The 26,913-nt window shown below is 55.2% G+C and carries 22 protein-coding genes; 8 read left to right on the forward strand and 14 right to left on the reverse strand.

All coding sequences use genetic code 11. The features are described 5' to 3' along the window. Window positions 1-21: 21 nt before the first annotated feature. The 3 genes from Mag101_RS15785 to Mag101_RS15795 form a co-directional block, all read right to left on the reverse strand. Window positions 22-1,017, reverse strand: coding sequence for an alpha/beta hydrolase (locus Mag101_RS15785; protein WP_232325056.1), 996 nt, complete (start codon window positions 1,015-1,017; stop codon window positions 22-24). A gap of 69 nt (window positions 1,018-1,086) precedes the next feature. Further along, window positions 1,087-2,151, reverse strand: coding sequence for a class II fructose-bisphosphate aldolase (gene fba / locus Mag101_RS15790; RefSeq protein ID WP_077407216.1), 1,065 nt, complete (start codon window positions 2,149-2,151; stop codon window positions 1,087-1,089). Between the two features lie 271 nt (window positions 2,152-2,422). Further along, complete coding sequence (locus Mag101_RS15795) at window positions 2,423-3,586, reverse strand: phosphoglycerate kinase (RefSeq protein ID WP_077407219.1); 1,164 nt, start codon at window positions 3,584-3,586, stop codon at window positions 2,423-2,425. 349 nt (window positions 3,587-3,935) lie between these two features. Between Mag101_RS15795 and Mag101_RS15800 the strand changes: the two genes are divergently transcribed. Together Mag101_RS15800 and Mag101_RS15805 are read left to right on the forward strand one after the other, a co-directional pair. After that, window positions 3,936-4,715 (forward strand): alpha/beta hydrolase family protein, encoded by a 780-nt coding sequence (locus Mag101_RS15800; protein ID WP_077407222.1) that lies wholly within the window; start codon window positions 3,936-3,938, stop codon window positions 4,713-4,715. An 18-nt stretch (window positions 4,716-4,733) separates the two neighbouring features. Next, window positions 4,734-4,919: a CPXCG motif-containing cysteine-rich protein gene (locus tag Mag101_RS15805; RefSeq protein WP_077407225.1), complete on the forward strand. Its 186-nt coding sequence runs from the start codon at window positions 4,734-4,736 to the stop codon at window positions 4,917-4,919. A 102-nt stretch (window positions 4,920-5,021) separates the two neighbouring features. Here Mag101_RS15805 and Mag101_RS15810 read toward each other — a convergent pair whose 3' ends face one another. From Mag101_RS15810 to Mag101_RS15825, 4 genes are all read right to left on the reverse strand, one after another. Next, window positions 5,022-6,689 carry an NAD(P)/FAD-dependent oxidoreductase gene (locus Mag101_RS15810; protein ID WP_077407228.1) on the reverse strand — a complete coding sequence of 556 codons (1,668 nt, stop codon included), beginning with the start codon at window positions 6,687-6,689 and terminating at the stop codon, window positions 5,022-5,024. 527 nt (window positions 6,690-7,216) lie between these two features. After that, entirely contained in the window at window positions 7,217-7,594 is a 378-nt protein-coding gene (locus tag Mag101_RS15815; RefSeq protein ID WP_077407230.1) for a hypothetical protein, read from the reverse strand. Window positions 7,595-7,711: 117 nt separating this feature from the next. After that, window positions 7,712-8,122 carry a hypothetical protein gene (locus Mag101_RS15820; protein WP_077407233.1) on the reverse strand — a complete coding sequence of 137 codons (411 nt, stop codon included), beginning with the start codon at window positions 8,120-8,122 and terminating at the stop codon, window positions 7,712-7,714. A 14-nt stretch (window positions 8,123-8,136) separates the two neighbouring features. Next, window positions 8,137-9,036, reverse strand: coding sequence for an SPFH domain-containing protein (locus tag Mag101_RS15825; protein ID WP_232325057.1), 900 nt, complete (start codon window positions 9,034-9,036; stop codon window positions 8,137-8,139). 167 nt (window positions 9,037-9,203) lie between these two features. On the opposite strand from Mag101_RS15825, the gene Mag101_RS15830 reads away from it, so the two are divergent. Together Mag101_RS15830 and Mag101_RS15835 are read left to right on the forward strand one after the other, a co-directional pair. After that, on the forward strand, window positions 9,204-9,434 hold the full coding sequence (locus tag Mag101_RS15830; protein WP_010132325.1) for a DUF350 domain-containing protein: 231 nt from the start codon (window positions 9,204-9,206) through the stop codon (window positions 9,432-9,434). A 9-nt stretch (window positions 9,435-9,443) separates the two neighbouring features. Then, on the forward strand, window positions 9,444-10,259 hold the full coding sequence (locus tag Mag101_RS15835; RefSeq protein ID WP_077407238.1) for a transglutaminase-like domain-containing protein: 816 nt from the start codon (window positions 9,444-9,446) through the stop codon (window positions 10,257-10,259). A 74-nt stretch (window positions 10,260-10,333) separates the two neighbouring features. Here the strand turns inward: Mag101_RS15835 and Mag101_RS15840 are convergent, their stop codons facing one another. Beyond that, complete coding sequence (locus Mag101_RS15840; RefSeq protein ID WP_077407240.1) at window positions 10,334-12,739, reverse strand: zinc-dependent metalloprotease; 2,406 nt, start codon at window positions 12,737-12,739, stop codon at window positions 10,334-10,336. Between the two features lie 233 nt (window positions 12,740-12,972). Between Mag101_RS15840 and Mag101_RS15845 the strand changes: the two genes are divergently transcribed. Both Mag101_RS15845 and Mag101_RS15850 read left to right on the forward strand, forming a co-directional pair. Then, window positions 12,973-13,791, forward strand: a complete 819-nt coding sequence (locus Mag101_RS15845) for a sulfite exporter TauE/SafE family protein (RefSeq protein WP_077407243.1) — start codon at window positions 12,973-12,975, stop codon at window positions 13,789-13,791. Between the two features lie 57 nt (window positions 13,792-13,848). Beyond that, window positions 13,849-15,003: a pyridoxal phosphate-dependent aminotransferase gene (locus tag Mag101_RS15850; protein ID WP_077407246.1), complete on the forward strand. Its 1,155-nt coding sequence runs from the start codon at window positions 13,849-13,851 to the stop codon at window positions 15,001-15,003. Between the two features lie 131 nt (window positions 15,004-15,134). Here the strand turns inward: Mag101_RS15850 and Mag101_RS15855 are convergent, their stop codons facing one another. Further along, window positions 15,135-17,705: a TonB-dependent receptor plug domain-containing protein gene (locus tag Mag101_RS15855; protein ID WP_077407249.1), complete on the reverse strand. Its 2,571-nt coding sequence runs from the start codon at window positions 17,703-17,705 to the stop codon at window positions 15,135-15,137. A gap of 314 nt (window positions 17,706-18,019) precedes the next feature. Between Mag101_RS15855 and Mag101_RS15860 the strand changes: the two genes are divergently transcribed. Next, entirely contained in the window at window positions 18,020-18,820 is an 801-nt protein-coding gene (locus Mag101_RS15860; protein WP_198040010.1) for a DUF2884 family protein, read from the forward strand. A gap of 89 nt (window positions 18,821-18,909) precedes the next feature. On the opposite strand, the gene Mag101_RS15865 is transcribed toward Mag101_RS15860, so the two are convergent. Then, window positions 18,910-19,428: a peroxiredoxin gene (locus Mag101_RS15865; RefSeq protein WP_232325058.1), complete on the reverse strand. Its 519-nt coding sequence runs from the start codon at window positions 19,426-19,428 to the stop codon at window positions 18,910-18,912. 218 nt (window positions 19,429-19,646) lie between these two features. On the opposite strand from Mag101_RS15865, the gene Mag101_RS15870 reads away from it, so the two are divergent. Next, entirely contained in the window at window positions 19,647-20,945 is a 1,299-nt protein-coding gene (locus Mag101_RS15870) for a hypothetical protein (RefSeq protein WP_077407258.1), read from the forward strand. 2 nt (window positions 20,946-20,947) lie between these two features. Here Mag101_RS15870 and Mag101_RS15875 read toward each other — a convergent pair whose 3' ends face one another. The 4 genes from Mag101_RS15875 to tkt all read right to left on the reverse strand — a co-directional run bounded on the left by Mag101_RS15875 (window position 20,948) and on the right by tkt (window position 26,731). Further along, the gene (locus Mag101_RS15875; RefSeq protein WP_077407261.1) at window positions 20,948-21,436 is read right to left on the reverse strand and encodes a tRNA-uridine aminocarboxypropyltransferase; all 489 of its coding nucleotides are present in this window, start codon (window positions 21,434-21,436) and stop codon (window positions 20,948-20,950) included. A gap of 99 nt (window positions 21,437-21,535) precedes the next feature. Continuing rightward, complete coding sequence (locus Mag101_RS15880) at window positions 21,536-23,419, reverse strand: Ig-like domain-containing protein (protein ID WP_077407264.1); 1,884 nt, start codon at window positions 23,417-23,419, stop codon at window positions 21,536-21,538. Window positions 23,420-23,480: 61 nt separating this feature from the next. Further along, window positions 23,481-24,521 (reverse strand): type I glyceraldehyde-3-phosphate dehydrogenase, encoded by a 1,041-nt coding sequence (gene gap, locus Mag101_RS15885; protein WP_077407267.1) that lies wholly within the window; start codon window positions 24,519-24,521, stop codon window positions 23,481-23,483. 209 nt (window positions 24,522-24,730) lie between these two features. After that, window positions 24,731-26,731 (reverse strand): transketolase, encoded by a 2,001-nt coding sequence (gene tkt, locus Mag101_RS15890; RefSeq protein WP_077407270.1) that lies wholly within the window; start codon window positions 26,729-26,731, stop codon window positions 24,731-24,733. Window positions 26,732-26,913: the final 182 nt, after the last annotated feature.

Below are 26,913 nucleotides of genomic sequence, written 5' to 3' on the forward strand. Positions count from 1 at the left end.
TGAGAACAGCGCCCGAAACCGCTAGTCCGCCAGCCACTGTTCGAGCGCTTCGATGATCTGATGCCGGTACGGCTGGGTTTCGTTGATCATCTGATGACGCGCACCGCGCACGATAACGCGCTTACTATTGGGGAAACGATCTGCGATCGCCCCCATGTTGTAGCGCCAGTCCACGGTCTTATCATCGGTGCCCTGCACCACCAAAATGGGCTTGGGGTTGCGGTTGGTTTTCGGGAACACCTTTAGCCAGTCCACCATGGCGCCCAGCCAACGAATCGACATAACCGGCGATTGCAATGGGTCGCGCAAGGCCTGACGGCGGGCAAACTCTGCGTCGTGGGTATTGATGTTAAACCCACGGCTGGGATGCGGCATCAGAAAACGCCCGAGGTAATACACCCACTTGCGCAGGTGCCAGTTGGCCGGGCGCACCAGCGGTGCCAGCAGCATGATCTTGTCGAACGGCTGCCACAAACTGAACTGCAAATAACTCAGCAAGGTCGCGCCGCCCGTACTCTGCCCCATGCCGTGCCAGGGTTCCGGCATTTTATTTCTGGCCTTGCTCAGCAGGGCTTCCAGCACTTCGCGGTATTGCAGAAAGGTATCGATGGCCACGGGCTCACCGCTCGATAGTCCGTGCCCGGGAAAATCCACAATCACCACGTTGTAGCCACGCTCCAGGCCAAAGCGTATGGCCGAAGCGTAAATACCGGTGTGGTCGAAGTAACCGTGACAGATAAATAATGTGCCCTTGGGGTTATCGACAAACCAGTACTGGGCAACCAGTTCAAAACCGGCGGACTTGAAGGTACCGATACCGGTGGCACAGGCCTCGGAAAATTGGAGTCGATAAAAATTGCGGTAGGAAATCACCGCTTCCGGCAGGGGCTCGCTACAGGAAAAATCCAACAGCGGCAGTTGGCTGCGCAACGCAGAATAGTCCGGACGGCGAATCACCGGACTGGTATCAACGGCATTGAGATCTTTCAGCAGTTCCATGACCCAATGGTACTGCATTTTTCAACAAAAAAGGGCGACCCCAATTCCATAAAATTTGGGATCGCCCTTTCAATTAACCGCTTTTGATCAATTGATCTTGGGTACCAGCTCACCTTTTTCGTAACGCTGGGACATGGCATCCAGACTGATCGGCTTGATCTTGCTGGCGTTACCGGCGGTGTTAAACGCTTCGTAACGGGCAACGCAAATATCTTTCATGGCCTGGGTAGTAGCCTTCAGGAATTTACGCGGATCGAACTCGGACGGGTTTTGAGCCAGGAAGCGACGTACCGCACCGGTGCTCGCAAGACGCAGATCGGTATCGATATTCACCTTGCGCACACCGTACTTGATGCCTTCGCAAATTTGCTCAACCGGAACGCCGTAGGTTTCCGGAATCTCACCGCCAAACTCGTTGATGACCGCCAGCCACTCCTGCGGTACAGAGGAAGAACCGTGCATCACCAGATGGGTATCCGGGATACGCGCGTGAATTTCCTTGATGCGATCGATCGCGAGAATGTCACCGGTGGGCGGACGGGTAAACTTGTAAGCGCCGTGACTGGTACCACAGGCAATTGCCAGTGCGTCTACTTGCGTCTTTTTCACGAAGTCTGCCGCTTCTTCCGGGTCGGTCAGCAGCTGGTCGTGGGACAGTTTGCCCTCCGCACCTACACCATCCTCTTCACCGGCCATACCGGTTTCCAGAGAACCCAGGCAGCCGAGTTCGCCTTCCACAGACACACCACAGGCGTGGGCCATTTCCACTGCGCGCTGGGTGACATCCACGTTGTACTCATAAGATGCCGGCGTCTTGCCGTCATCCATCAGCGAGCCGTCCATCATTACCGAGCTAAAACCCAGTTGGATCGAACGCTGGCATACTGCCGGGCTGGTGCCGTGGTCCTGGTGCATCACCACCGGGATGTGCGGAAACTCTTCCACCGCCGCCAGAATCAGGTGGCGCAGGAATGGTGCACCGGCATATTTACGCGCACCGGCGGAAGCCTGCACGATCACCGGAGAGTCGGTCTGTTCAGCCGCCTCCATAATGGCGCGCATCTGCTCCAGATTGTTGACGTTGAACGCAGGCACGCCGTAGCCGAACTCGGCAGCGTGGTCCAACAATTGACGCAAGCTGATTAAAGCCATGAAAAAACCCTTTCTCGTCGATATTTAGCAGTTTTGGGTTAGCGAGCCATTTTTGACCCGCTGGGGCGTGCGATTCCTGAAGCAAAGCTCCGGTCGCATCTATTTTTAATTTGGTGTCAGCCCCGACATTCCGCCGGGTGCTTTAAATCTGCATCGGGCAACCGAGTCATCCTGTTGCCCTGAAAACTTCTTGCAAGATGCGCTCCGCAAACGCGGGGCGCATCTGTATTCCTCATTCCTTTGCAGCGCTGATTTATTCAGCTGCGCGGCTCTATTCAGCGGCGCGGCTTTCCAACATCGCCACCGCCGGCAGCACCTTGCCTTCCACGTATTCCAGGAAAGCACCACCCCCAGTAGAAATATAGGAGACCTGCTCGGCGATGCCGTACTTGTCCACCGCCGCCAGGGTGTCACCACCGCCGGCGATGGAGAAGGCGTCGCTCTCGGCAATCGCCTTGGACAAACGCTCGGTACCACCACCAAACTGGTCAAATTCAAATACGCCCACCGGACCGTTCCAGATAATGGTCTTGGCGTTTTTGAGGATGTCAGCCAGTGCCGCAGAAGAGTCCGGGCCGATATCGAAAATCATGTCGTCTTCGGTCACCGCGTCGGCAGGCTTGGTTTCCGCCGCCGCAGACTCGCTGAATTCCTTGCCGGTAACCACATCGGTCGGCACAGGAATATCGCACTTCTGCATCAGGCCTTTTGCGGTATCGAGCAGATCGTGCTCGCACAGGGATTTGCCTACGGGCTTGCCGCTCGCTGCCAGGAAGGTGTTGGCAATGCCGCCGCCCACAATCAGCTGGTCCACCTTGTCAGACAGGCTCTCCAGCACGGTCAGTTTGGTGGACACTTTAGAGCCACCAACGATCGCCACCATGGGGCGCGCCGGGTTGGCCAGCGCCTGCTCCAGGGCATCCAGCTCTGCTGCCAGCAGTGGGCCCGCGCAGGCGACAGGGGCAAACTTGGCCACACCATGGGTAGAGGCCTGGGCGCGGTGCGCGGTACCAAAGGCGTCCATCACAAAGATGTCGCACAGGGACGCGTACTGCTTGGCCAGTGCCTCATCGTCTTTCTTCTCGCCTTTGTTAAACCGCACGTTTTCCAACAGTGCGACTTCACCGTCCGCGAGTTCCACACCACCCTGCCAGTCTTTGATTACCGGCACGTCTTTACCCAGCAGCTTGCCCAGGTGTTGCGCCACCGGCGCCAGGGAGAATTCCTCCGCGAACTCACCTTCCGTAGGGCGCCCCAGGTGGGACATCAACAGAACCTTTGCGCCTGCGTCTACAGCGGCTTTGATGGTGGGCAGTGCCGCGCGAATACGCGCATCGGAAGTCACAACCCCGTCTTTTACCGGCACGTTCAGGTCTTCGCGAATCAATACGCGCTTGCCTGCCAGATCCAGGTCCTTCATCAATTTAACCGCCATAGCCAATCCTCTTTTGCTGGTTGCTGAATACTTACTCACGCTACCTGCCCCGGCGGGGCGGGAAAGCGGGCGCGGATTATACGCTGATGCGCCACCGGCGGTCACCGTGCGGCAAAGTCTGCGCGACGGGGGCTTGGGCAGGCGCGAGTATATCAACCCGTTTTGTAAATGAATTACGACATGCCGCGGATAAGCCACTGACACCGTTGTCATTTTTACAAGAACGCAAAAAAATTGGTCGAACTGTCCTCGCACCGTTTGCCGCGATTTGCCGAGCCCCATACCATGGCCCGCAAACCCGTGCTTTGCTTGCTACTCCCGCTACCCCTACCAGTTCACCGGACCCCATATGTCGCGAAGTAAACGCCGCCACAAGGTGCGCTTCCCCAACCCCAACGGGTTGCCCCTCGCGGGTATCCTGGAAACACCACAAGGCGCCACACACGGCTTCGCGCTGTTTGCGCCCTGTTTTACCTGTGGCAAAGATGTACTGGCAGCCTCGCGAATCTGCCGCCGCCTCGCCGACCACGGTATCGCCACCCTGCGCCTGGATTTCACTGGCCTCGGCGACAGCGCTGGAGATTTCAGTGAAACCAGCTTCTCCAGTAACGTGGCGGACCTGATATGCGCCGCGCGCTTTCTGCGCGACGAGTACCAGCCCGCGGACTTACTGATCGGGCACAGCTTCGGCGGCGCTGCGGTGCTCGCCGCGGCCGAGTCAATTCCTGAAGCAAAGGCCGTCGCTACCGTCGCCTCCCCTGCAGACCCAAAACATGTGTTGAAGCAGTTTGGCAGCGCCCTTGAGATCATTCAGCAAGAAGGCCAGGCCGAGGTACAGCTTTCCAGGCGCCCGTTTGTGATTCGCAAGCAGTTTGTGGACGATGTGTTGGGCATACAGGAGGGACACATCCACAAGTTGGGGCGTCCGCTGCTGATCTACCATTCCCCGATTGATCAGGTGGTATCAATTGACGAGGCGGCAGATATCTACAATCGCGCATTGCACCCGAAGAGCTTTATCAGCCTGGACGATGCCGACCACTTACTGAGTGAGCGGGCAGATGCCCTCTATGTGGCCGATACTCTAGCCGTCTGGGCACAGCCGCACCTCAAAGCGCGTTCAGTGTAAGGGAGCAAGGTGACCCAAATGGAAGAATTCACGGACCAGTGCCCCTACTGTGGAGAAATGATTTCCATGCTGATCGATACCAGTGCCGGCGACCAGCACTACATTGAAGATTGCACAGTGTGCTGCCGGCCAATTCAGGTTCGGGTAACGGTGGAGCTGGACGGTAGCTGGCACGCACAGTTAAGCCATGAGAACGAGGTGTAAATCACCTGCTGTCGTACAATAGCCCCCACAACAAAAAAGGCCGCGAACATATGTTCGCGGCCTTTTTTGCATCCTGTGAGATGAAGTTGGCGGACTGAAAATTTACACCGACTGGTGAATTTCCTTGGCCGCGCGCTCGCCGGTAGATACTGCACCGTCGATGTAGCCGAAAGCTTCCAGCTCGGTGTGCTCACCACAGAAGTGGATATTGCCTTCCGCCAGCGGCTGGGCACCCCACCAGGAGGTGTAGCTACCGAAGGTCGGAGTGGAGTAAGAACCTTTGGACCACGGGTTGGCAGACCACTTGGACTGCATCGCAGTGCCGGAGAAGGTCGCAGACGTACCCGGAAAGACGTTATCCACAATGCCGTAGAAGTGGTTAATATCCGCCTGGGTCGGCGCAGCAAATGGCTGATCTCCACCCAAGTTAGCACCGTAGTTGCCACCGAAGAAGTTCACCAGAATGCCATCTGGCTGACCATTTACCGAGCTAGAATCCCAGGTATCAAACAATTCCGGACGGCCCACATAGGTTACACCGTTGCCGGTAACCGCCTGACCATTTACGTATTGAGTCTGGGTCCAAGGACGGCTGTTGTGGTGCAGCGCCATTTTACCATTAGCACCAAAGGCCATCTGTTCAATCGCCAAACGCTTCTCAGGGCGGAAGCTGTTGTACAGAGCCGGCTCGATATCTACATCACGCAGCAGAGAGAACGGCAGCGCCAGAACCAGCTTGTCACAGTTGTGAACGTAGCCGTCTTCGAAGGTCAGGGTGTAGGGACCATTGATGTCGCCATTGATGGCCACCAACTTACGACCGGTTTCGATAGTACCTTCCGGCAACTGCTCAACCATCTTGCTCCACAGCTGATCGTTACCGCCAGCAATACGGAAGCGCTCGTCGGTACCTGCCAGCGGCGTCGCACTGTTGATAGGGTTCCATGCCAGCAGATAGATCAGGTTCAGTGCGGTCTGATCTTCCGGCTGCAGGCCATACTCGGCAACCAGGTCAGCCTGGAATACCTGCCCCATATTAGAGTTCGCGCCGATACCTACCTGGTCCATCCAGGTATTGGAGTCGGTGTAGTCCAGCGTTTTGTGGATGTCGTTGTGCGAATCGTAGGTAGGTAACCACGGCGCGTCTTGCTGGAGTTTTTTGAAAATTTTGTAAACATCGCGCCACTCTTCATTCAGCTGGTGCTCGGAGTAGTGCTGGCCGTTCACGTAGTACAGTTCGTTGCCACCGGGCACCGCGTTACCGTTTACATCTTCGATATCCAGACCCAACTGATTCGCCAGATTACGCACTGCAGTGTGCTCACTAGAGATCAACTCACCGCCACGCTCTACCGGACCACCAAAAATGCTGCGGTTAGTGCTAACCCGGCCGCCCAGACGGGTGTTGCCTTCAAACACAGTGCTGGCAATACCGTACTGCTGCAAACGGTGCGCACAGCGGATGCCGGCCACGCCACCACCGATGATTGCAACGCTGCCAGGACGGCCGTCACCATTGCCGCCACCCGGAACCGCTTGCGCCTGCTTGGAAACGCCGGCCAGTGATGTACCAACACCAACAGCCGCGGCACCCATACCCAGTTGCTTGAGGAAGCGACGGCGCTCTTCATTACCCGTCAGCTTGGCGCCTTCGGTAACGATATCGAGACTTTCGTCGGCAGAGACTCCGGTTTTATCGGACAGCGCCTGGGCGACACGCATGCGGCGCATCAGCCCCGCGATGGGGGAGAGGGACTTGCGACTTCTCATGATTTTTCCTGTGAGTTTGGCGAAACTGGGACCTAGGTCCCAGAAGTTATTTTTTACGCCATTCTACAGAGACCGCGAGAAAATGGAATATTTATTCGGTTTTTACCAAGCAAGCGGAACTAAGTACTCACAAACTTGTAAATGACTGATTTACATAGACTTTATCCATCACTTCGCCAATTAGCCGGTCAATTAGCACAGACGAGCAGGTGTATTTTTGACCAATTCAACCCAGATTTGTCACCCGCCACGAATGGAACAGGGCAACGGTACCTGGCGCACGATGATTCCATCGGCCAGATGCAAGCAGGACTATGCGCGAATTGGGAAGGGCTGAGCCAAGAACCGGAAGAATTGCGCTAAGCGCGGCAACCAATAAGCGGCACGATTAAGCGTGCCTTTTGATTAGGTGTTATTGCGGCAAGTCACCAACGAAAAAGGCTTGCCGGTTAAGCGGCAAGCCTTTTCCTATTCGCCCTAGCTAAAAGGATTAACTAGGTAGAATCACTGGTATATCGAGTAACGTCTTATTGACGCTGCAGATCGCCGATACAACGATTGTACTCATTGATATACACAGAACTGCCTCGGTTAGGTACTGCGTTGGATTTATCCGCAGCAGCGTTACGACAGCCCTCGATCTGGTCTGAAGTCAGACCAACACCAGGATTAGTCACTACAGACGCATTTGGAGTGGACTGATGGTCCATTACACGAGGCGGATTGGTTTCATAAAAGTAACCACCTTGCTCGTTAAAACGATAAAAGGTGTCACCGCTTTTGTAATAGGTGTTACCCAGAATTTGCACTTCCTGAGCGCCAGAAGGCAGCTGAGTCATAGTGCTTTGAGCGTGGGCAAAACCCGCAATGGAACAAAACAGAACTACAGGTAACAGGTAACGCATGATGATCTCCTCATCTCCCAATGTGTTCGGAAGTCTATTCACGGTATCTGGGCATCCCAACAGAATTTCTGAAAATAAAACCGTTGCAATGACTTCAAAATGGAGATGAGTCGTAGATTAATTTTCCTGTTCGCTTTCCTGCTTCTGCTGTTCGCGCAGGTCCTCTAAACGTTGGCTCGTTTGTGCCGCTGTTGGCTTTTCCGGGGCAAAATTTTCCACATGATCGCGCTCTGCACGCAACGCTCGTTCGGTGGCCTGTTGCTCGTCACTATAGTCCGGCGCCAGCTCCAATTTCGGTCCATTGCTGTTAAAACCCAGTAGAACCCAAATAAAGAACAGCAAACTGAGCAGACGAATGACCAGTGAACGGTCCAACAGCCAGTGCAGCCCTTCGCCACGGCGGCGCAAAAACTGAATCCGCACCAGAATATTCAGCACCAGCAGCACACACGCCGCGATAACCACCCAGCTTGCCAGCCCACCCAAGGCACCCGCCAGCCAGTTGGCCACCTGTGAATTGAATTCCATCAGACAGCCCTCGCTTAGCGCTTGCGCGCAACCTGCTTCATTTGTTCAGAAAACACCGCCTGCTGCAGGCCAATGGTGCCCAGGGCTTCGACCGGTACAAACACCTTGTTATTCGACTCGGCCATGGTCTCCAGCACCTCGAGTGTGCGGTAGGAGAGGTATTTGTCGGTAACCGACTTGGCCAGCAGGTCATTCACCTCTTTCTGCCCCATTGCCTTTTCGCGGGCAATCGCACGGTTCATTTTCTCACGCTCCAGATCCCGCTCCATTTGGATCTTCTGGATTTCAAACTGTGCCTTCTCCTGCTCGATCAGCTCGCGACGCTCCGCCGCACGCTCCTTGGCCTCAGTGATCACTTTCGGGAACTGTACGTCGGCGATACCCAGGCGCTTTATCTTGATCGGCGTTCCTTCCAGCGAGGAGGCTACAGCGGTAAACAGCTCCTGGCTGAGCATTTCGCGGCTGGAGGCAATTTCATTGATCGAATACTTGGCGATCACCCGCCGTACCACATCGCGGATAACCGGCTGCGCATAGGTGTTGTACACCTGACTCACGGAAATATTGCCATTCTGCGGAGGCATACGGTCAAAGATATTGTCGATATATTTTTCGTTTACCGCCCCAGTCATCCGGATATCAAAGCTCATATTGAGCTGGTCTTTGGGCATAAACAGTTTGAATTTTTCCAGGTGGCCGAAATCTGCAATTGCCAGGGTTACCAATTTGTCACAGTAGAACAGGCACATATCCAGGCGGAATTTGGATGGCGGTACGGTACTCGGCTTGTAGCCATTTTTGGTGAGAACCTTACCGACATGTGCCGGCGGCACCTCCACCCGGTCCGCGCAGGCAGCAAGGCCCAGGAAAGGCAGCATCAACAGGAAGGCTGGCAATTTCAACAGCTTTGGCATTTCCATATATCCCTAAATTCATTATTCACTCGGGCGACTACATTAAAGAGCTATTTACGCTGGAGCAAGTTGATCAATCCGCGTACAGCCCGCAGAACTCCAACAAGAAAAACCTACTTGCCTATGATCTAATTACGGCTTTCTTGCCGCTTTCGGAATCCATCAAGATGCAAACTGAATTTCTTACCGCGACCCTGTTTAACCTGGGTTTGAACCTGCTGTATACCATTCTCGCCCTGCTGATCGGCATGGTTGCGCTGTTGCTGATCGACAAAAAACTGCTCAAGCATGTGGATATCGAAGGCGAACTCAAAAATGGCAATGTCGCCGTGGCCATTTTTGCCTCAACTATCCTGATCTTTGTTGCAATGATCATTTCTTTCGGCCTCAAGGGCTAGGGCATCGCCGTGAGATCCCTGTTCTTCTATCTGGCCATTGGTTTGCTGATGATGTTGCCGGAGCTGGTGCGGCACTGGCGAGCCCTACCCGCAGAGCACGCCCTGCAGCAACACCAGCTCGCCGTCATGCAAAGTGAAGACGGTACGGATGCGGTTAAAGATGACCAGGGCGGAATTGTAAAGATTGCCGGTAGCTACTCCCCGCTCACCGAAGCAATGGTGCAGCAGGCGGTGGCAAAACGCAGTGAGCAGCAGAGCAGCTATATCTCTATCTGGAACTGGCAGGGCATCGAGGCGGTAACTGCCTCCGCCCGCGGGCTCGACAGCCAACACCACTTTGCCAATAGCTATCTGGTGGGTTTCCAGCCATTTGAGACCGAGGCCTTATGGGTGCCGCTGTACACTCTGGCGGTGCGCAAGGAATACCAGTACGACCACTTGCAATACGCGGGTCTCGCCGATATCTGGCAGACCTCGCGCCAGGCGTATTACCAGAAGCGCGGCGATTGCGAAGACCATGCGATCTTGCTGGCGGACTGGCTGATTAACCTGGGTGTGGATGCGCGGGTTGCTCTGGGAACCTATAAGGGCGACGGCCACGCCTGGGTCGTGGCCATTGTGGATAACACCGAGTATTTGCTCGAGGCCACCAGCAAACGTCGCCAGGCCAGCTGGCAAGCCATGCCACTTGCCGCCCTGACCGAAGGGTATGAAGTGGAATTCCAGTTCAACCGCGACTATTTCTGGGCCAAGACCACCTCAGCGCCGACACGCCGCTACCGCGGTGATCACTGGATTCGAAAGTCACAGTTTATTCGCGGATAAAAGTACGCCGGTAATCTTCAGTATCAAGGATTACCGGCTCCGCACAATTTCCCCAGCTCTTATCGCTGGCCGACCTAGATCGGCGAGCCAGGCGGCATGGATTTCAGGTCCCCTTTCTCCACCTTCAAGTCGCCATCCATAAACGCGGCGATACGATTTGCCTCGTAAAAGTAGTGGGCGTTGTATCCGTGTTGGTCGTCACCAAACAGTTTCATCGCGCCGATCGCGTGCTGGAATTTAGCCAGCTCAAAATTGGCGCGCGCGCGGGCGGATTCCGGTGCCTGCTTGTTGTCTGCCAGTAACATCAGGTGGTGGATATACACGTGGTTAACCCGCTGATGGATGGCCGCCTGGAGTCCGGTGTATTGCCCGCTCGTCAATGACTGATCGGTAAGCTGCGCCAGCAGAGTATTGAAGCCGGGGCCACCGCCGCGACGCGCCTGTTGCTCCTGCAGACGGGCGGCACGCTGTGGGTCAAGCAGTATGGAAAAGGTGTGTCCTGCGGCTGCTTCCGCCATGGCGATCCCGTCAAATGCCACGCCGGTGTATGCAGGGAAGCTCTCATTACTGCGACTATAGCCAAACGCTTTGGGGGGCAGCAGTTTCAGCACGCGCTCCGGCAGGGTTAAGAACTCCGGTTTCAGGGTTTGCGCCAGCGCGTCGATCGCCTGTTGTTGTTGGCCTGCAGAGACCAATTGGTAACTCGCGTCACCGGCGTCATTCGACAGGTAGTCATAGTCCAGCCCGCCGATCAGCTTGCCGACCGCCTCGGCTTGGTAGCGGTGTCCGTAGTACACCGGCACCAGGGTTTCATCCAGTGACGAACGCGCAGAATCTGTCGTGTTGGCCGCCGGACCAAAGTTCTCCAGTGCGTGTTTGCGCAACTCGGTCATCCGCTGGAATTCGTCCAGCGGCTCTCGCCCGTTATCCCAGAGATGGGAATAGGCATGGGCATTATTGATACTGCGAGAATCTCGGTCGGTGATAAAGCGCAGCTTCTGCTGCTGCGCCTCTTCAAGCACGCCGGCGAGATACTCCGCTTCATCGCCCTCGGCTACGCCGTAGCCATAGCGGATAGCCAGCTTATCCCAGGCACCAATACCCGATGCGTAGGCATTCTCTACATCGAGCTTGATGCCAGCCAATGTCACCAGCGGGGCTGGATAGTCCATTACCGACGCGCGATCTTCCGTGCTGGAAATAAAATTGTGCGCAAGGCCGATGGTGTGACCAACCTCGTGAGCGGAAAGCTGGCGAATACGCGCCAGCGCCATCGCCTTGAGTTGTTCGGTATCCGTATCCTTGTTGCCATAGGGCTGCAGCAGCCCCTGGGCGATCAGGAAATCCTGGCGCACCCGCAGGGATCCGAGGGTTACATTTCCTTTGAGAATTTCACCGGTGCGCGGATCATAAATCGAATACCCGTACGACCAGCCGCGGGTGGAGCGGTGCACCCAGTTGATCACGTTGTAACGCACATCCAGTGGATCTGCGTCTTCCGGCAGCAGCTTCACCTGAAAAGCGTTTTCAAAGCCAGCAGCTTCAAACGCGTCGTTCCACCAGCTTGCGCCATCGATCAGGGCGCTGCGCACCGGCTCCGGTACACCCGGATCAATGTAATACACAATCGGCTCTACAGGCTCGTTGCTCCCCGGGCGCTTCTCCAGTCGATGACGAAAGATAAGCCGCTGATCCATGGGCTGGTCGATGGCGGTGGCGTAGTCGCGAAAAATCAGCGGAAAGTACCCGGAGTTACTGTGGAAGCGTCGCGGCTGGTAGCCGTCGTCGGGGAGGGCCACCAGGGAAATATGCTGGCGCAAAGTGGCGAGCTGTGGGGTCGGCACCACCTCCTGCATGTATTTACCCGGGTCGCTGCCGGCAAAGGTTAGCTGCGCTTCAAACTCACTATTTTGCGGAAAGCTTTTGGTGCGCGGCAGGTAGATCGCAGAGCGGTCTTTATCCAGACTGTAGCTGCCCTGCCCGGCCTGTTTGAGCCGCGCAGCAATACCGTGTTGGTCGCTCAAGACAAACGGAGTGAAGTCCACCAACACCGCACCCGCTTCTTCACCCAGTACCTTGAATCCCCAAATTACCGAGGAAGCAAAAGCTTCGGATACGGCGCGGCGCTCGGCCGGGTTATCCGATAGCGCGCGGTATTTGAGGTTTACCTGATGCAACAACACCTTGTTGCCCACCCGCTCAAATTTAACCACACGGCTTTCGCCCACCTGATTGCGATCCAGACCAACCGGGTTGGATCCCAAACCCTGTGCGAGCCCAGTGAGCAAGAGCAACTCGCGGTCGAAGGTATCGACCTGCAATAACAGCCGCCCCTGCTGGGGGTCCCAGAAGTAATCAAACAGTCCCTGCTGCCGCTCCATACCGGAGGTAATCGTGGAAATTGACTCCGCGCGTGAAAAAACGCTGAGCGATAAGGCACCTATTAACAGAACAACAGCAATAATCGACCGGCGTGACATGGTCCCCCCAAAAGTATTTTGGTCATCGTTAGACAATGCAGAAGAGTACCACCCGCACAAATTCAGTTCACCGCATAACATACAAAGTCTGTACTTTGCTGCCGTAACATCCACTGATCCTTAAAAACACTCGTTTCACCCACCGGACCGGCATCCCCACCCACCATCCGCGCTCGTTGGCACGGTTAATGCTTTTTACAACCTGTTCAACGAAGAACAATCTGGGGGAGCCGATGAGTTTCGAGGAAATATCTCTGTTCATCCTGCTGCTGTGCGCTGCGGGTTTGATTGCGGGCATCACCGCGGGACTATTTGGAAATGGTGGTGGGTTCGTGGTGGTTCCCGCACTGCTAGCGGTGTTCCCCTTCCTGCACAGTGCCAGTGACGAGATGATGCGCGTCGCCGTGGGCACATCCCTCGCTTCCATTGTGATTTCTTCGGCACGCTCGGTGCAGGCACACCGCAAGCGCGGGGCAGTGGACTTTGGGGTTCTGCGGGACTGGTCCATATGGATCGTCCTCGGGGTCGGCGCAGGTCTCTACATTGCATCCTTTACCGACAGCAAAAGTCTGATCTACGTATTTGCCGGTGGGGTATTGCTGTACTCCATCTATTTTCTTTTCCCCAACTTGTTCGACGGTCTTAAAGGCAAACTCGAAATGCCCACCGGCTTGGCGCGCGCGAGCCTGGCCAGTTTCCTGGGCGGATTTTCGTCGCTACTCGGGATCGGCGGCGGCACCATAACGGTGATGACCATGGTGCTGTGCAATCGCCCGGCGCACCAGGCTGTGGCAACGGCTTCGGGCATCGGCTTTCTTATCGGACTTCCCGGCGCCATCGGATTTCTGCTGATGGGTCTGGGCGCACCGAACCTGCCTGTAGGCTCCATCGGATATATCAACATTCCAGCGCTGATCGCCATCTCTATATTTTCGGTTATATCCGCACCCATCGGTGCCCGCTGGGCGCACAGTTTGAATGAACTCCACCTCAAACGACTGTTTGGCGTTTATTTAATAGCAGTATCCCTGGCGATGTTTGCCAAGGCCTGACCGACAAAATCGGTGCAAATAAAATGCACCACCACTGACCTTACCGGGAGGAAAATAATGCATAAATCACTCAGCAGAAGGTTATTTCTACAAGGGACCACGGCCGGCGTCTCCGCGGCTCTGGCTGCGACAAGCACCGCCAGCCTTGCCGCGGGCGCTAAAGAAATAGTTCAGCCAACGCCGCTCTATGGCCCGCCCCCGGGCGTCGCAAAACTCAACGCCAACGAAAACCCTTACGGACCCAGCCCCGCCGCACTGAAGGCAATGATGGAGGCAAGCCAGAAGGGGGCCTACTACGTATACGACAGCGTCATGCGCCTGAAAACCATGATTGCTGAACGACACGGATTGACGCCGGAACATGTGACTCTCGGCTCCGGCTCCAGCGCTGGGCTCGCCGCGGCCGCAATTACGGCCGCGCAGACCGGCAATATTCTCGGACCGGATTTATTCTGGGATACCACATCGCGCGTGGTAGAAATTCAGAGCATTGGTGCAATCAAACGGCTGCCGAAACTGGAAAGTCTGGCGATCGATCTCGACGCCATGTACAACGCCATCGATGACAGTATTTCCATGGTTCAGGTAACCAATCCAAATAACCCGACGGGCATGCTTATTAACCCGCAAGCTATGCGCAACTTCTGCATCAAGGCCTCGAAGAAATGCACGGTGCTGGCAGATGAGGCGTACAACGAGCTGACCGACAACAGCGACCTGAATACTGTCATTCCCCTGGTAAAGGACGGACACGACATCATCGTCGCACGGACTTTTTCCAAAATTTACGGCTTGGCCGGTATGCGCGTCGGCTACCTGATTGCCCAACCGGAAAAGATCGAGCAGATGGAAAAGTATGGCCTCGGCTGGTACGGATTGAATCAGGCGGGTCTTGCGGCCGCGATTGCCTGCTATGAGGACCAACGTTTTATGGACTACTCACGTGCAAAGGTACTGGAGGGCCGAGAGATGGTCAGCGCTGCACTGAAAGAACACGGACTTTCCGCACTCCCCTCAGTGACCAACTTTATGTTCGTAAATCTGGGAGAGTTGAATGCGGAAAAGTTCCGCGCAGAAATGGCCAAGGAAAATGTACTGATAAGGGGCATTTATCGCGATTATACCAACTGGTCCCGGGTCAGCATGGGGCATTTGGACGATGTGGAGAAATATACTGCCGCACTGCCGAAGGTCCTGCATCGTATGAGCTGATACAGCCCACTGAATTCGCTCACTGGCCGGCTCTGCTGGCCTTTTTTATGCCTGCGCATCATCCGACAAAAATCAATCCAAAAAAAATCCCCGCATTGCGGGGATCAAAAGTGGTAAAACAAACAACGTGATTAGAAATCGTGGTTTAAGCTCATGTAGTAGAAGCTACCCTGCCAATCCACCACGGTGTCCGATGCGTACAGCGCACCGCAGCAATAATCACCCAACGCATCCTTTTCCGGGTACTCGTCAAAGATATTACGGCCACCGAGACTCACATTGGTGTTGTCGGTGATGTGGTATTTACCTTCCAAATCGACTTGTACCACCGGATCGTAGGTCTGGTAGATCAAGCCACTATCGGAGCCTTGCGAGTTTTTGTAGCTGCCATACCAGTTCGCACGTGCCATAAAGGACAGCGCACCAAAATCGTGAGTTGCAGTTACCGCGCCGCGTAGCGTTGGCTCAAAGTTTTCGAAATCATACTGGTCTTCATCGTTCAGATAATCCGATGGATCCGAAGTGAATTCTGACTGGTTGTAATTCACTGAGGCGGTAAGGTTGGTTGTGCTGTCATTGGCCCAGCTTAGCGGGTAAGTAGCGACCAGATCGACACCCTGCGTACGGGTATCAAACGCATTGCTAAAATAGAAAACCCCACCAATGGATTCGGCACCAACCACGCCCGCATCGACAAGCGCCAGATAATTGTCGTAAGCCGAGCCACTTTCGCTATCGGCCGATACATCCAGGGTAGAGATCGCATAGGTGCGGTCATCAACATCGATGCGATAGAAATCGATGGTCAAACTGAGAGCGTCGAAGTCTGCCGTCATGCCAAAGGTAAAGTTCGTGGAAGTCTCCGGCTTGAGCGGCTGCGCGCCCAGGGCGGCAGCGACATCGCTACTGGCCGGGAACAGACCGGTGGCAACCGGGAAGCCATTCGGCAGGCGGGTAGAGACATTGGTGGTACCTTGCTGGCCCGGAGTGGGAGCACGGAAGCCAGTGCCGATGGACGAGCGCAGGCCAATGGTATCGGTCACGTCGTACTGCATGGCAAGTTTGCCAACCAGCTCGGAATCAAAATCGGAGTAATCCTCAAAGCGCACCGCCGCCTGCACAAACAATTGATCGGACAGATCCGTGCTCAAGTCGCCATACACCGCGTAGGAGTCACGGGAATAGCTACCGCTGTACTCCGGCGCGTATCCGGGGAAACCATTTGAGCCGACGCCCACTACTGTATACACCGGGTCGCCACCGTCCAGGCTACAGTCCAGGGTTGAACCATTATCGATAACGCCCTGACCCGCGGCCGTCGGCGTACCATCTGCGCTACAGAAGCCCCATGGATCCTGAGTCGCGTAGGGCCCTGCAGTGTAGGAATCGACATCGCCGCCACTCAGTTCATAAGACTCGTCCATATAGCTGAAGCCAAAGGCCGCAACCACATCACTGGGCAGGCCGATGCTTAACTCTTTGGAGAAATCTGCCTGAATCTGAATTTCTTCATTGGCCAGTGTCCCGGGGTTAAACTCTGTTGGACTGTCGGGACCCATGGATGGGTTGATGGTATTTTTCAGGGTGTACGCAACTTCCGAGTAACCATAACGCGCACTGTAATCGTACAGCAGTCCCGAGGCTGTCTCGCCTTTTATCCCGGACGCTGCTGAATAGTCGGTGACGTCGCCGGAAAATCGTGGGGTAAAGCCGCCCGGGAATTTTTCCAGCGGGCTGTAAATGGCACCATCTTCGGTACGAAGATCCATAATGGTGCCATTATTTGGGTAACGATAGTAAAAACTGCCATCGGCTTCGCTTTCGGAGTAGTTACCAAACGCATACAGCTCCATGCCGTCGGCAATATCGTAGCCGGCGTTAAAGAACATGCGCGCGGCTTCCGCATTTGGCTGCCCCCAAGGCTGCACCACGTCGCCTTCCAATGACGCATTTTTTGCCGCCTCGATAAATTCTGGATCCTGCTCTTCCAAGCAGAACCAATTTTCGCAGTACTGCTCACTGCGGGAAGTGAAGTCTTGCTGCGAGATCTCTCCCGAAATACTCAGGAAACCTGCACTACCCAGAGGCATGCCGACATTGCCAGTTGCAGTGGACTGGAAACCATCACCTTCACTGTATTCACCGGTACGAAATCCAAAAGAACCGCCTTCGTCATTGTCCTTCAGGATAAAGTTGATCACACCCGCGATCGCGTCCGAGCCATATTGTGCAGCCGCACCATCACGCAGTACCTCAACCGACTTCAAAGCGGAGCTGGGAATGGTTGCAATGTCCGGGCCCTGGGTACCGGACCCACCAATTTCCACCAGTGCCGCGCGATGGCGACGTTTTGAATTTACCAGTACTAGGGTTTTGTCCGTTGGCATGCCCCGCAACTGCGCCGGACGGATAAAGGTTCCACCATCGCTAATTGGCTGTCGGGATACGTTGTAGGAAGGAACCAGTGTTTTCAGTACATCGTTTGTATCCGTGTGCGATACCGACTCCAGTGCCTCGCTGCCAAACACGTCCACCGGCACCGGCGAATCTGAAACCGAGCGCGGCTTCCCCCTTACGCCGGTTACCGCGACCTCTTCGATTTCTTCCGCCACAATTGGCGCGCTGGGTGCCATCGCGCTACCGGCGATAACGGCGACTACTGCACAGCTAAGAGACTTCTGTTTAAGAGACTGTCGTTTCATTGGTGACCCCTTTTTTGCGATTGGCTTAACGTTTTTATTCTTGATTCGTTTCTTGCGGCCAAAGGAACCCCCTGCAGCGCACTCGATTAGTGCTTGCAAACTTGCGGGTTACTTTTGTCGGGTTCTCTAACGGTGCGGCGCGGCTTGCGGCGCAATATTCAGCACAATATCCGGAGCGATATCCGTGAACATCAGTATTTGGTGATCAGTTACTCAGACACGAGCAATATGCGTGCCAGATTTTTTTGTCGGACTGTGCATCCAAACGTCCACAACGGGGAGTCATACCCAAAACACCTGTTATGGAATTCCCGATGAAGCCGATACTCCCATTTACCTTCGCCGCCCTGGCCACCATGGCCACCGTCACATTTGCGGCGGAAGATATTTCTATTTCCCACGATGGAAATAGCTGCAACGCTTCCATGCATCATCAGGTCACCGTCGGGCCGGACTTCCTGGAAGTGCGTGATGAGAACGACCTGGCCCCACTGATCGCATTCAGCGAGCCAGATCAGCTGGCTGTGGGCGACGATGGCCTGACACTGACGGCGGACCAGCAGAAGCTGATGCGGCAATACCAGCAGCAACTGCACCACACCGGTGAAGAGGTGTCCCTGCTGGCCGTAGCCGCGGTCGACGTGGCACTGGAAGGTCTGGGCATTGCATTAACGGCCCTTGCGGGACCGAACGATCCGGATACCGAATACTTCTTACACGAGTCCAGCCTGATCCGTAGCGAGGTTATCGAGAAGCTGCAGCACCCTGGCGATGTGTATTCTTTTGGCACCCCGTGGGTGGAAGGGGTTCTGGAGAGCACCCTAGAAGAAGAGCTGGAACCGCGGATCGCGGCATTGGCGACCCGCTCTGCCGGCAAGATCGCCTGGCATGCAATGAAGGCGGTGTTTACCGGTGGCGGCAGTATAGAGGCACGCGCCGAAGCGGCTGCAGAGGAAGCGGAAGCACTGGTAGAAGAGAAAGCGGAAGCATTGGAAGCGCGTGCGGACGCCCTGTGTGCGCAAATGGAGTCTCTCGATACGCTGGAGACCGAGCTGCACCGTGCCATTCCAGAGCTGAACGGACTCGACCTGATTAAATTCGATCGCCGAGGTTAACCACACCACCTCGAGAGCGAGACTCCTAACACTCCCCAAGTGTTTGGCCGCATCCCCCCACAGGGTATGCGGCCTTTTTTATTGGGCTGTCAGGACTTTTTGTCCACACCCAGCTCACCCAGAGTCTGAGCCATATCCTGGGCACTGGTGGCCGGCTGAATGTCACGATCGATCTTCAGAACATTGCCATCTTTGCCAATGTAGAAGGTCACGCGCTTGGCCATGTTCAGTACTGGCATTTTTACGTCGTAGGCCTCGGCGACCTCACCAGTAGGATCGCTCAGCAGAGGAAAATCGGCCTTCATCTCTTCGGCAAATTTTGTGTTGTCTTCCAGGTCATCCGTGCTGGCCATGAAATAGGTCACATCGTATTCACGAATCAGATCGCCATTTTCGGCCAGGGACTTGCACTCGATGGTACATCCTTTGGTAAAGGCCTTGGGATACCAGGCAACAACGACCGCCTGCTTACCCTTAAAATCGGACAGCGTGTAGGTTTTCCCATCGGAAGCTTTCAAAGAAAATTCCGGCGCCGGGCTTCCCACCTCAAGCGCCATTGCTGGAACAGTGACGACCAGCAATGCCATCCACAGAAACAATTTTCTCACTTTCCTCTCCTTTACCAGAGTTATGTTCAACAGGCAGATCAGCCTAATTTTTTGACCAAACATCCACCTCAAGTTTCCAGCTTTTTACCACTGGCTTCAATGGATATCGGCCCATAGAATGCGGTCTTTTGCGCAATTCGGTCAGGAACCACGACACCGGGCAGTCACATACTGCTGCGCAGGGAACAACAGAATAACGCGATAACAAGAGCGCTCTTATGTTTTCCCCTGTTCAGAGTCCGGCCCCCTCTCTGCGACTCCTAGTAATCCTAGCTGTACTCCAGCTGCTTACCGCCTGTGGCGGCGGCAGTAGCGAGGCAGACAGCAGCGATAGCGACCTGTCCCAGGCGCCGCCACCTTCTTACGCCCCGGGGAACGGTTCGGATTCCTCCGGCTCCCCTCCGGGTTCCGGTAGTAGTGGCGGTACCCAGGCGGTATCTCCCGGTGAATACGCAACACTTGAACGTTGCACACCGTTTTCCGGCAGTGCCGAAGCGCCGTTCAAGGTAATCTTTGCCAACCTGGATTCGGCACCGTACTTTGATGAGATTGTGCAGAATGCAGTGGAGAATCAATTCCACTCGCTTGCGCCTTTTGCGGAATACCAGCACCAGTTCGGTTTTTACCAGTTAGACCTTGATGACTTTTCTGCGCAGGGCTGTAGCCGCCTTGAAAGTGGTGGCTTTAGCTGTGATGTGGATAAGATTCATCAGTCGATTTATCAGCAATGTGGCGGCGACGATTTACAGGGCGTGATCAAGATCGTTATCGCCGAGGCGGACTTCGGTGCGTCCGGAGGCGAAGTGATCTATATCGCCAGTGACCGCGACTGGCAAGATAGCGCGACGGCACTGCATTACCTGCGCAATATTGTGATTCACGAGGTGGGGCACAATTTCGGTCTCGCCGACCTGTATGACGGCGGCATCAATCAAGATGGCTCCGCGGTTGAGGGCTGGCCCAGTGAGCTGTCCCGTGAGTGGGCGAACCTGGACGCCCCTGGCTGCAGTAAATGGTGCAACAACTTCAAACCGGCAAGCGAGTACACCCAATCGGAAAATGCAGTTTGCCCGTCCTTTACCGATAGAAGCAGCTGCGTTGCGTACAACCGTTCAGGAGCGGGGGAGTGTGCGACCGATGAAGATGGCAACCCCACCTGCTGCGCCTGGTCGAGCAGCAATGAGGACGACTATTTCGCCTCCCAGTGCACCCCGGCCTGGGGCACGGAAAATATTGCACAGGATTGTTTGCAGGGTACCGGTTGCTTTTACGGCGGTGCCTACGGCAACAACTCCTGGCGCCCGGTGAAGGCATGGGGAGACAGCATTATGTACGGTGCCGGGCAATCCACAGCGTTTGACGCGGTATCGGAGCGGGCCCTTGGCGAAACCATGCGCTGCTGCGGCACCTCGGATGACAGTACCAAGTCCTGCGCGTTGTTTCGCGCGAACTTCAATACGTTCCTGCGGGATTTCCAGCCGTATAAAACCCGACTCGGTTCCTGCGGCACACGCTAAGGCTATTTACCCGCCTGCAGAAACGCGCGGAAGCGTATATCCAGTTCTGCCGCTGCAGCGGTTTCGCCCTTTGCGCGTAAAATCTCTATTACACACTCGGCGGTACACAGGCCGCCGTCGCGCTGGTTGCGGCGTAAACTGAAACGCGAAGGGTGATCTAGTGTCAGTTCGACACGCGGGGCGCTCTTCAGATAAACGCTGCGATTAAACATTTTGCGCGCTTCCTGCCAGGTCGCATCCAGCAGAATAAACGTTTGGCAATCCGCGACAGAGAGACGCTGCGGAGTGACATTCTCTTCGTGCACTTCGCTACTCGGATACAGCAGCCCTGTATTAGGCCACTGCAGGAGTTGCAGGAGCTGTGCATTCGGTTCTGTACGTTTCCATACCACACGGCGTACAACAGCAGCTGCCTTCCCCATCAGCGCTAACTTGCCGGTATTTGTCGCTTTCTTCAGTTCCCTCTCGTGCGTTAGAAAAATAATGTTCATCGCACCCTATTCACAGGTCACTCAATATCCGCAAGACAATAAAAAGCACGGTTTCACCGTGCTTTTTATACGATTTTCCCGCACATAATCAGCGGTAGACTACTCTGTCGTCGGCCACACTAGGGGAAAAGCTACAGATGTGTTCCAATTCTCCCCATCTTTCGTGTTCCACAAATAATCTTGATCCAAACCTGAATAAACCCAAAGTAATTCTGAATGGACGGCAAGTGCGTGCGTTTGATTCATCTTTCTCAGAGGCTCTGACACAAACAAAGACCAAGACACGCCATCAGTCGAGCGATATACAGAATTATGGCTGTCGGGGAAGGAGTGTCCCCCTATCATGAACAGGTTGTCAGCGAACGTCACAACACTTGCATCGATACGAGCAACATAGCCACCGTCATCCGCATCTTTAGTCCATACACGACCGTCAGGACTCGACCATACATCGCTGCGAAGATCATCCGAGCCCGTAGGCCCCATTCCTCCTGCAACGAACAGCTTTCCAGCCCACTCATAGACCGCCATACCTTCACGAGACTCAAAAGGGGACTCCGCCAGTTCCTGATCCCAATTCAACCCATCCGTCGAGGAATATATCTTCGACTCCCCAGAGAAGGCGCCATCGCCTATAACCCATATCTTCCCATCAAAGACAATAGCTTGGCCTTGCCCCAGAAATGGCGCGGTCTCCACTAGGCGCTGCCAAGTTACACCATCATCTGATTTCCAAACGTCTCGTTTAAACCAAAGGGCACCACCTGTTCCGATGCCTTCCTCTCCACCTAACAAGTAAAGAGAATTTTGATATTCAACGACCTTGTGGAAGGCTCTGGCAGAAAACTCTGCGCTTTCCACCTCCTGAACCCAGTTGACACCGTCTTCAGAAGACCAGATATCATTGTACCAATATGTGTCGTTACCTGACTCTCCGGCACTGTTATCTTGACCAGCAATCACAAATAGTTTGCCTTTGAAGCTCACCATCGCTTGCCCCATTCTACGAACAAAAGGAGGGCGCTGCGCTTCTACTCTGACAGGCTGACTCTGTAATCCGGCGCGCTCCAATACAACATACGCAGGAAGACCAACGGCGATGTAACTATCTAAAACTGGCAGTTGTCCTTCTATCTCAACTGTAGTCATTGCACTTTGACTACAGCTTGCATAGCTCTCTACATCACAGTCTTCATTTGTGAAGCGATAAACATCGGTCGGTGAGAAAATACCATTGAGTGTTAACTCGGAACCCGTTTTCCCAATAGCTGCCGCTAGTTGGCTCGGTGGCCCGACTACGGTCAACTGGTAGCTCGTGCTGGATTCAGCGTAACTGTCCGCGGCAGCTTTTTTGGCTTCAATAGTTGCACTGCCCTCTGCCAGTAGCGTCACTATGCCTGTCATTGCATCTATGCTAGCAACAGATGTATTACTTGAAGAAAACATGAGCTGACCGTTTCCTGATCCACCACTCAGAGGGTTCTCAACGGTCGACGTCAAGGTTAAATCCACTGTCAGTGCAGCAGATTCAAATACCAAGGGCTCTTGTGTATCGGCCTCTAGAACTCTGACGCTGTAAGAAGTACTGGCGGATTTGTAATCAGAATCGCTGGCTTTCAGTGCTGTAATCGTCGTACTTCCGACTGCGATCAACTGCAATTCACCGGAACTTGCATTAACTGTAGCAACACCGGTATCGCTGGAACTATAAGAAACAGCTCCATTACCCGAACCTCCTGACAGTTCGTTTACCTGCACTTCACTGTGCAAATAATATTCAACCTCGATTTGCGCGAAATTCAGAGCGGCTTGATTCTCTTTTTCTTCAACTGCTGGGCTATCATTTCCATTACTACCGCCCCCGCCACAGGCAGCGAGTAACAATACTGTCGTGGCCAATACTAAATGGGCCACCTCTCGCACTTTCAACATCCCCTCCCCCTTTTTTTCATACTCATTGGAAAACTTTATATTTAAACGCAAATCTAATATAACTTGCAGTCACTAGCGCAAAAAATCCATTTTTGACTAGCCGGCCCCGTTTTCACCCTACACCTATTTCAGGCCACTGATTTTTGAGTTGCCCAGCCATATCAAGCATGCGATTGGCAAATCCCCACTCGTTATCGAACCAGATCAATACTTTGACCAGCTTGCCCCCCGCCACACGGGTCTGGCTGGCATCGACTATGCCGGAGCGTGGGTCGTGGTTATAGTCACACGAGGTCAGCGGTTCTTCACTGTACCCAAGCACTCCACAGTATCCGGTTTGCGCTGCGGCCTTGAGCACGGCATTGACCTCCGCCTGGGTGACCGGCTGATGCAGCTGTACCGAGAGATCAATGGCGGAAACGTTGATGGTGGGTACACGCATGGCCTGGGCTTCAAACTTACCGGCCATGTCCGGGAGTATGCGTTCGATGCCGCGGGCGAGCCCGGTATCCACGGGAATAATGGAGCCGATGGCAGAGCGCGTTTTGCGTAAATCGGTGTGGTGATAGGCATCGTTGACCGGCTGATCATTCATCGCCGAGTGGATGGTGGTGATTACACCGGCATCGATACCAAAGGCGCTGTCCAGGGCGGCGATTACGGGAATGCTGCAGTTGGTGGTGCAGGAGGCGGCGGAGATGATGGTTTCTTCTCCGCTCAGCGTGCTGTGATTCACCCCGTAGACGATGGTGGCATCGACGTCGTTTTTCGCGGGCTGCGAGAAAATGACTTTTTTCGCCCCTGCCTTGAGGTGTAATTCGGCGCGTTCGCGCTCGGTGAAACTGCCAGTGCACTCGAGGACGATGTCGACTTGAGTCGAGCGCCAGTCGAGGTCTTCCAGCTCGCTGTAATGGGTTACGGAAATTTTGTCGCCGTTCACCAAAAGGGTGTCGTCCTGCACGGCAACGTCGCCAATAAAGCGACCGTGGACGGTATCGTATTTGGTGAGATGGGCAATGGTGGCGCAGTCGGCCAACTCATTGATGGCGACGATCTGCAATTGATCACGCAGGTTGGATTCGTACAGGGCTCGCAGAACGCTGCGTCCTATACGGCCGTAGCCATTGATCGCGAGTCTTATCGGGTTGGGCATGTATACCTCAGGCTATGTCCACCGCCCTAGGTCAATGCTCGGTTGTCGTGCGGTGGCGGCTGGCTACCGGATGCGGATTTTCAGGACCACTGTAAACCCATCCCTGGGCGTTGCGGCGCAAACCTCCTGTTTGCGACGCTCCTGAAAATCCGCATCCGATACCCAGCCTGCAATTCAGACCCCACACATTTTCAGCGGGGTCGAACGTTTTACTTCAGCAGACCTTCTACAGCTTCAACCACTTTATCGGTGGTGATGCCGAAGTGCTTCATCAGGTCGCCTGCCGGTGCGGATTCACCAAAGGTTTCCATACCGATGATGGCACCGTCGAAGCCAACAAACTTGTACCAGTAGTCCTTGTGCGCAGCTTCCACGGCAACGCGGGCACGCACGGCAGACGGCAGTACAGATTCGCGATAGTCGGCGCTCTGCGCAGAGAAGGCTTCGGCACACGGCATGGAGACAACGCGTACCTTGCGGCCGGACAACTGTTCCGCGGCAGCAGTGGCTAGTTCGACTTCGGAGCCGGTGGCGATGATGATCGCTTCCGGTTCGCCGTCGCAATCGCGCAGGATGTAACCACCCTTTTCGACGTTGGTCAGCTGCTCATCGGTACGCGGCTGTGGGGCCAGGCCCTGACGGCTGAAGATGAGCGCGCTGGGGCCGTCGCTGCGGGCGATCGCCATTTTCCAGCTTACCGCGGACTCGGTGGCGTCACAGGGGCGCCAGGTCTGCAGGTTCGGGGTGGCGCGCAGTGCGGTCAGCTGTTCTACCGGCTGGTGGGTCGGCCCGTCTTCACCGAGACCGATGGAGTCGTGGGTGTATACGAAGATGACCTTCTGCTTCATCAGCGCGGCCATACGTACGGCGTTGCGGGCGTATTCCATAAACATCAGGAAGGTCGCGCCGTACGGTACGAAGCCGCCGTGCAGGGCGATACCGTTCATGATGGCGCTCATGCCGAATTCGCGCACACCGTAGTAAACGTAGTTACCTGAAGCATCCTCTGGGGTGACACCTTTGGTACCGGACCAAATGGTGAGGTTGGAGCCGGCGAGGTCAGCGGAGCCGCCCAGGAATTCCGGCAACAGCGGGCCGTAGGCATTCAGGCTGTTCTGGCTGGCTTTACGGGAAGCGATCTTCTCGGCATCCGCCTGGCACTGCTTGATGTACTCGTCGGCCTTGGCCATGAAGTCCACCGGCAGCTCGCCGCTCATGCGGCGTTCAAATTCGGCAGCCAGCTCCGGATGGGCTTCTTTATAGTCTTCGAAGATGTCTTTCCACTCGTCTTCCTGCGCTTCGCCTTTGGCGCGCGCGTCCCACGCATGGTACAGGTCTTCAGGTACGTGGAAGGGCTCGTGTTTCCAGCCCAGGGTTTCGCGGACCAGGGCGATTTCGTCGTGGCCCAGCGGTGCACCGTGACACTCTTCGCGGCCCTGTTTGTTCGGGGAACCAAAGCCGATCACGGTTTTGCAGCAGATGATGGTGGGCTTGTCGGTTACCGCGCGCGCCTCTTCAATCGCCGCTTTGATCGCCGCCGGATCGTGACCGTCTACATTCGGGATCACGTGCCAACCGTAGGATTCGAAACGCTTGGGCGTGTCGTCGGTGAACCAGCCTTCTACTTCACCGTCGATGGAAATGCCGTTGTCGTCGTAGAAGCCGATCAGCTTGCCCAGGCCCAGGGTACCGGCCAGGGAGCAGGCTTCGTGAGAGATGCCTTCCATCAGGCAGCCGTCGCCGAAGAAGCAGTAGGTGAAGTGGTCCACCAGCTCATAGCCATCGCGGTTGAACTGAGCTGCCATCACTTTCTCGGCCAGCGCCATGCCCACCGCGTTGGTGATGCCCTGGCCAAGCGGGCCGGTGGTGGTTTCTACGCCCGGGGCGTAGCCGTATTCCGGGTGCCCCGGAGTCTTGGCGTGCAGCTGACGGAAGTTCTGCAACTCATGGATAGACAGGTCATAGCCTGCCAGATGCAGCAAGGAATACAGCAGCATGGAACCGTGGCCATTGGACAGCACGAAGCGGTCGCGGTCCGCCCACTCGGGGTTAGCCGGATTGTGTTTCAGATAGTCGTTCCACAGCACTTCAGCGATATCTGCCATACCCATGGGGGCGCCAGGGTGGCCACTGTTGGCTTTTTGGACCGCATCCATAGACAGGGCGCGGATGGCGTTAGCCTTTTCTGTGCGAGACGGAGTAGAAGACATAGGGATCTCTCGGTTTGGGATCTTCGGTTCATCAGATGCGCTGCGGTTCCGGCTCTGACGGCCAGTATGCCGCGGTCCCTCTCTGCCGGCGCATATCGCGGCCCGGCAAAACGGGGGGCGTATTTTCCCGTACTACCCGGTGGGGCGTAAAGTCTAAGGGTTCGTTTCTTCCTTCAGCACAG

Source organism: Microbulbifer agarilyticus, assembly GCF_001999945.1.
GTDB lineage: Bacteria > Pseudomonadota > Gammaproteobacteria > Pseudomonadales > Cellvibrionaceae > Microbulbifer > Microbulbifer agarilyticus_A.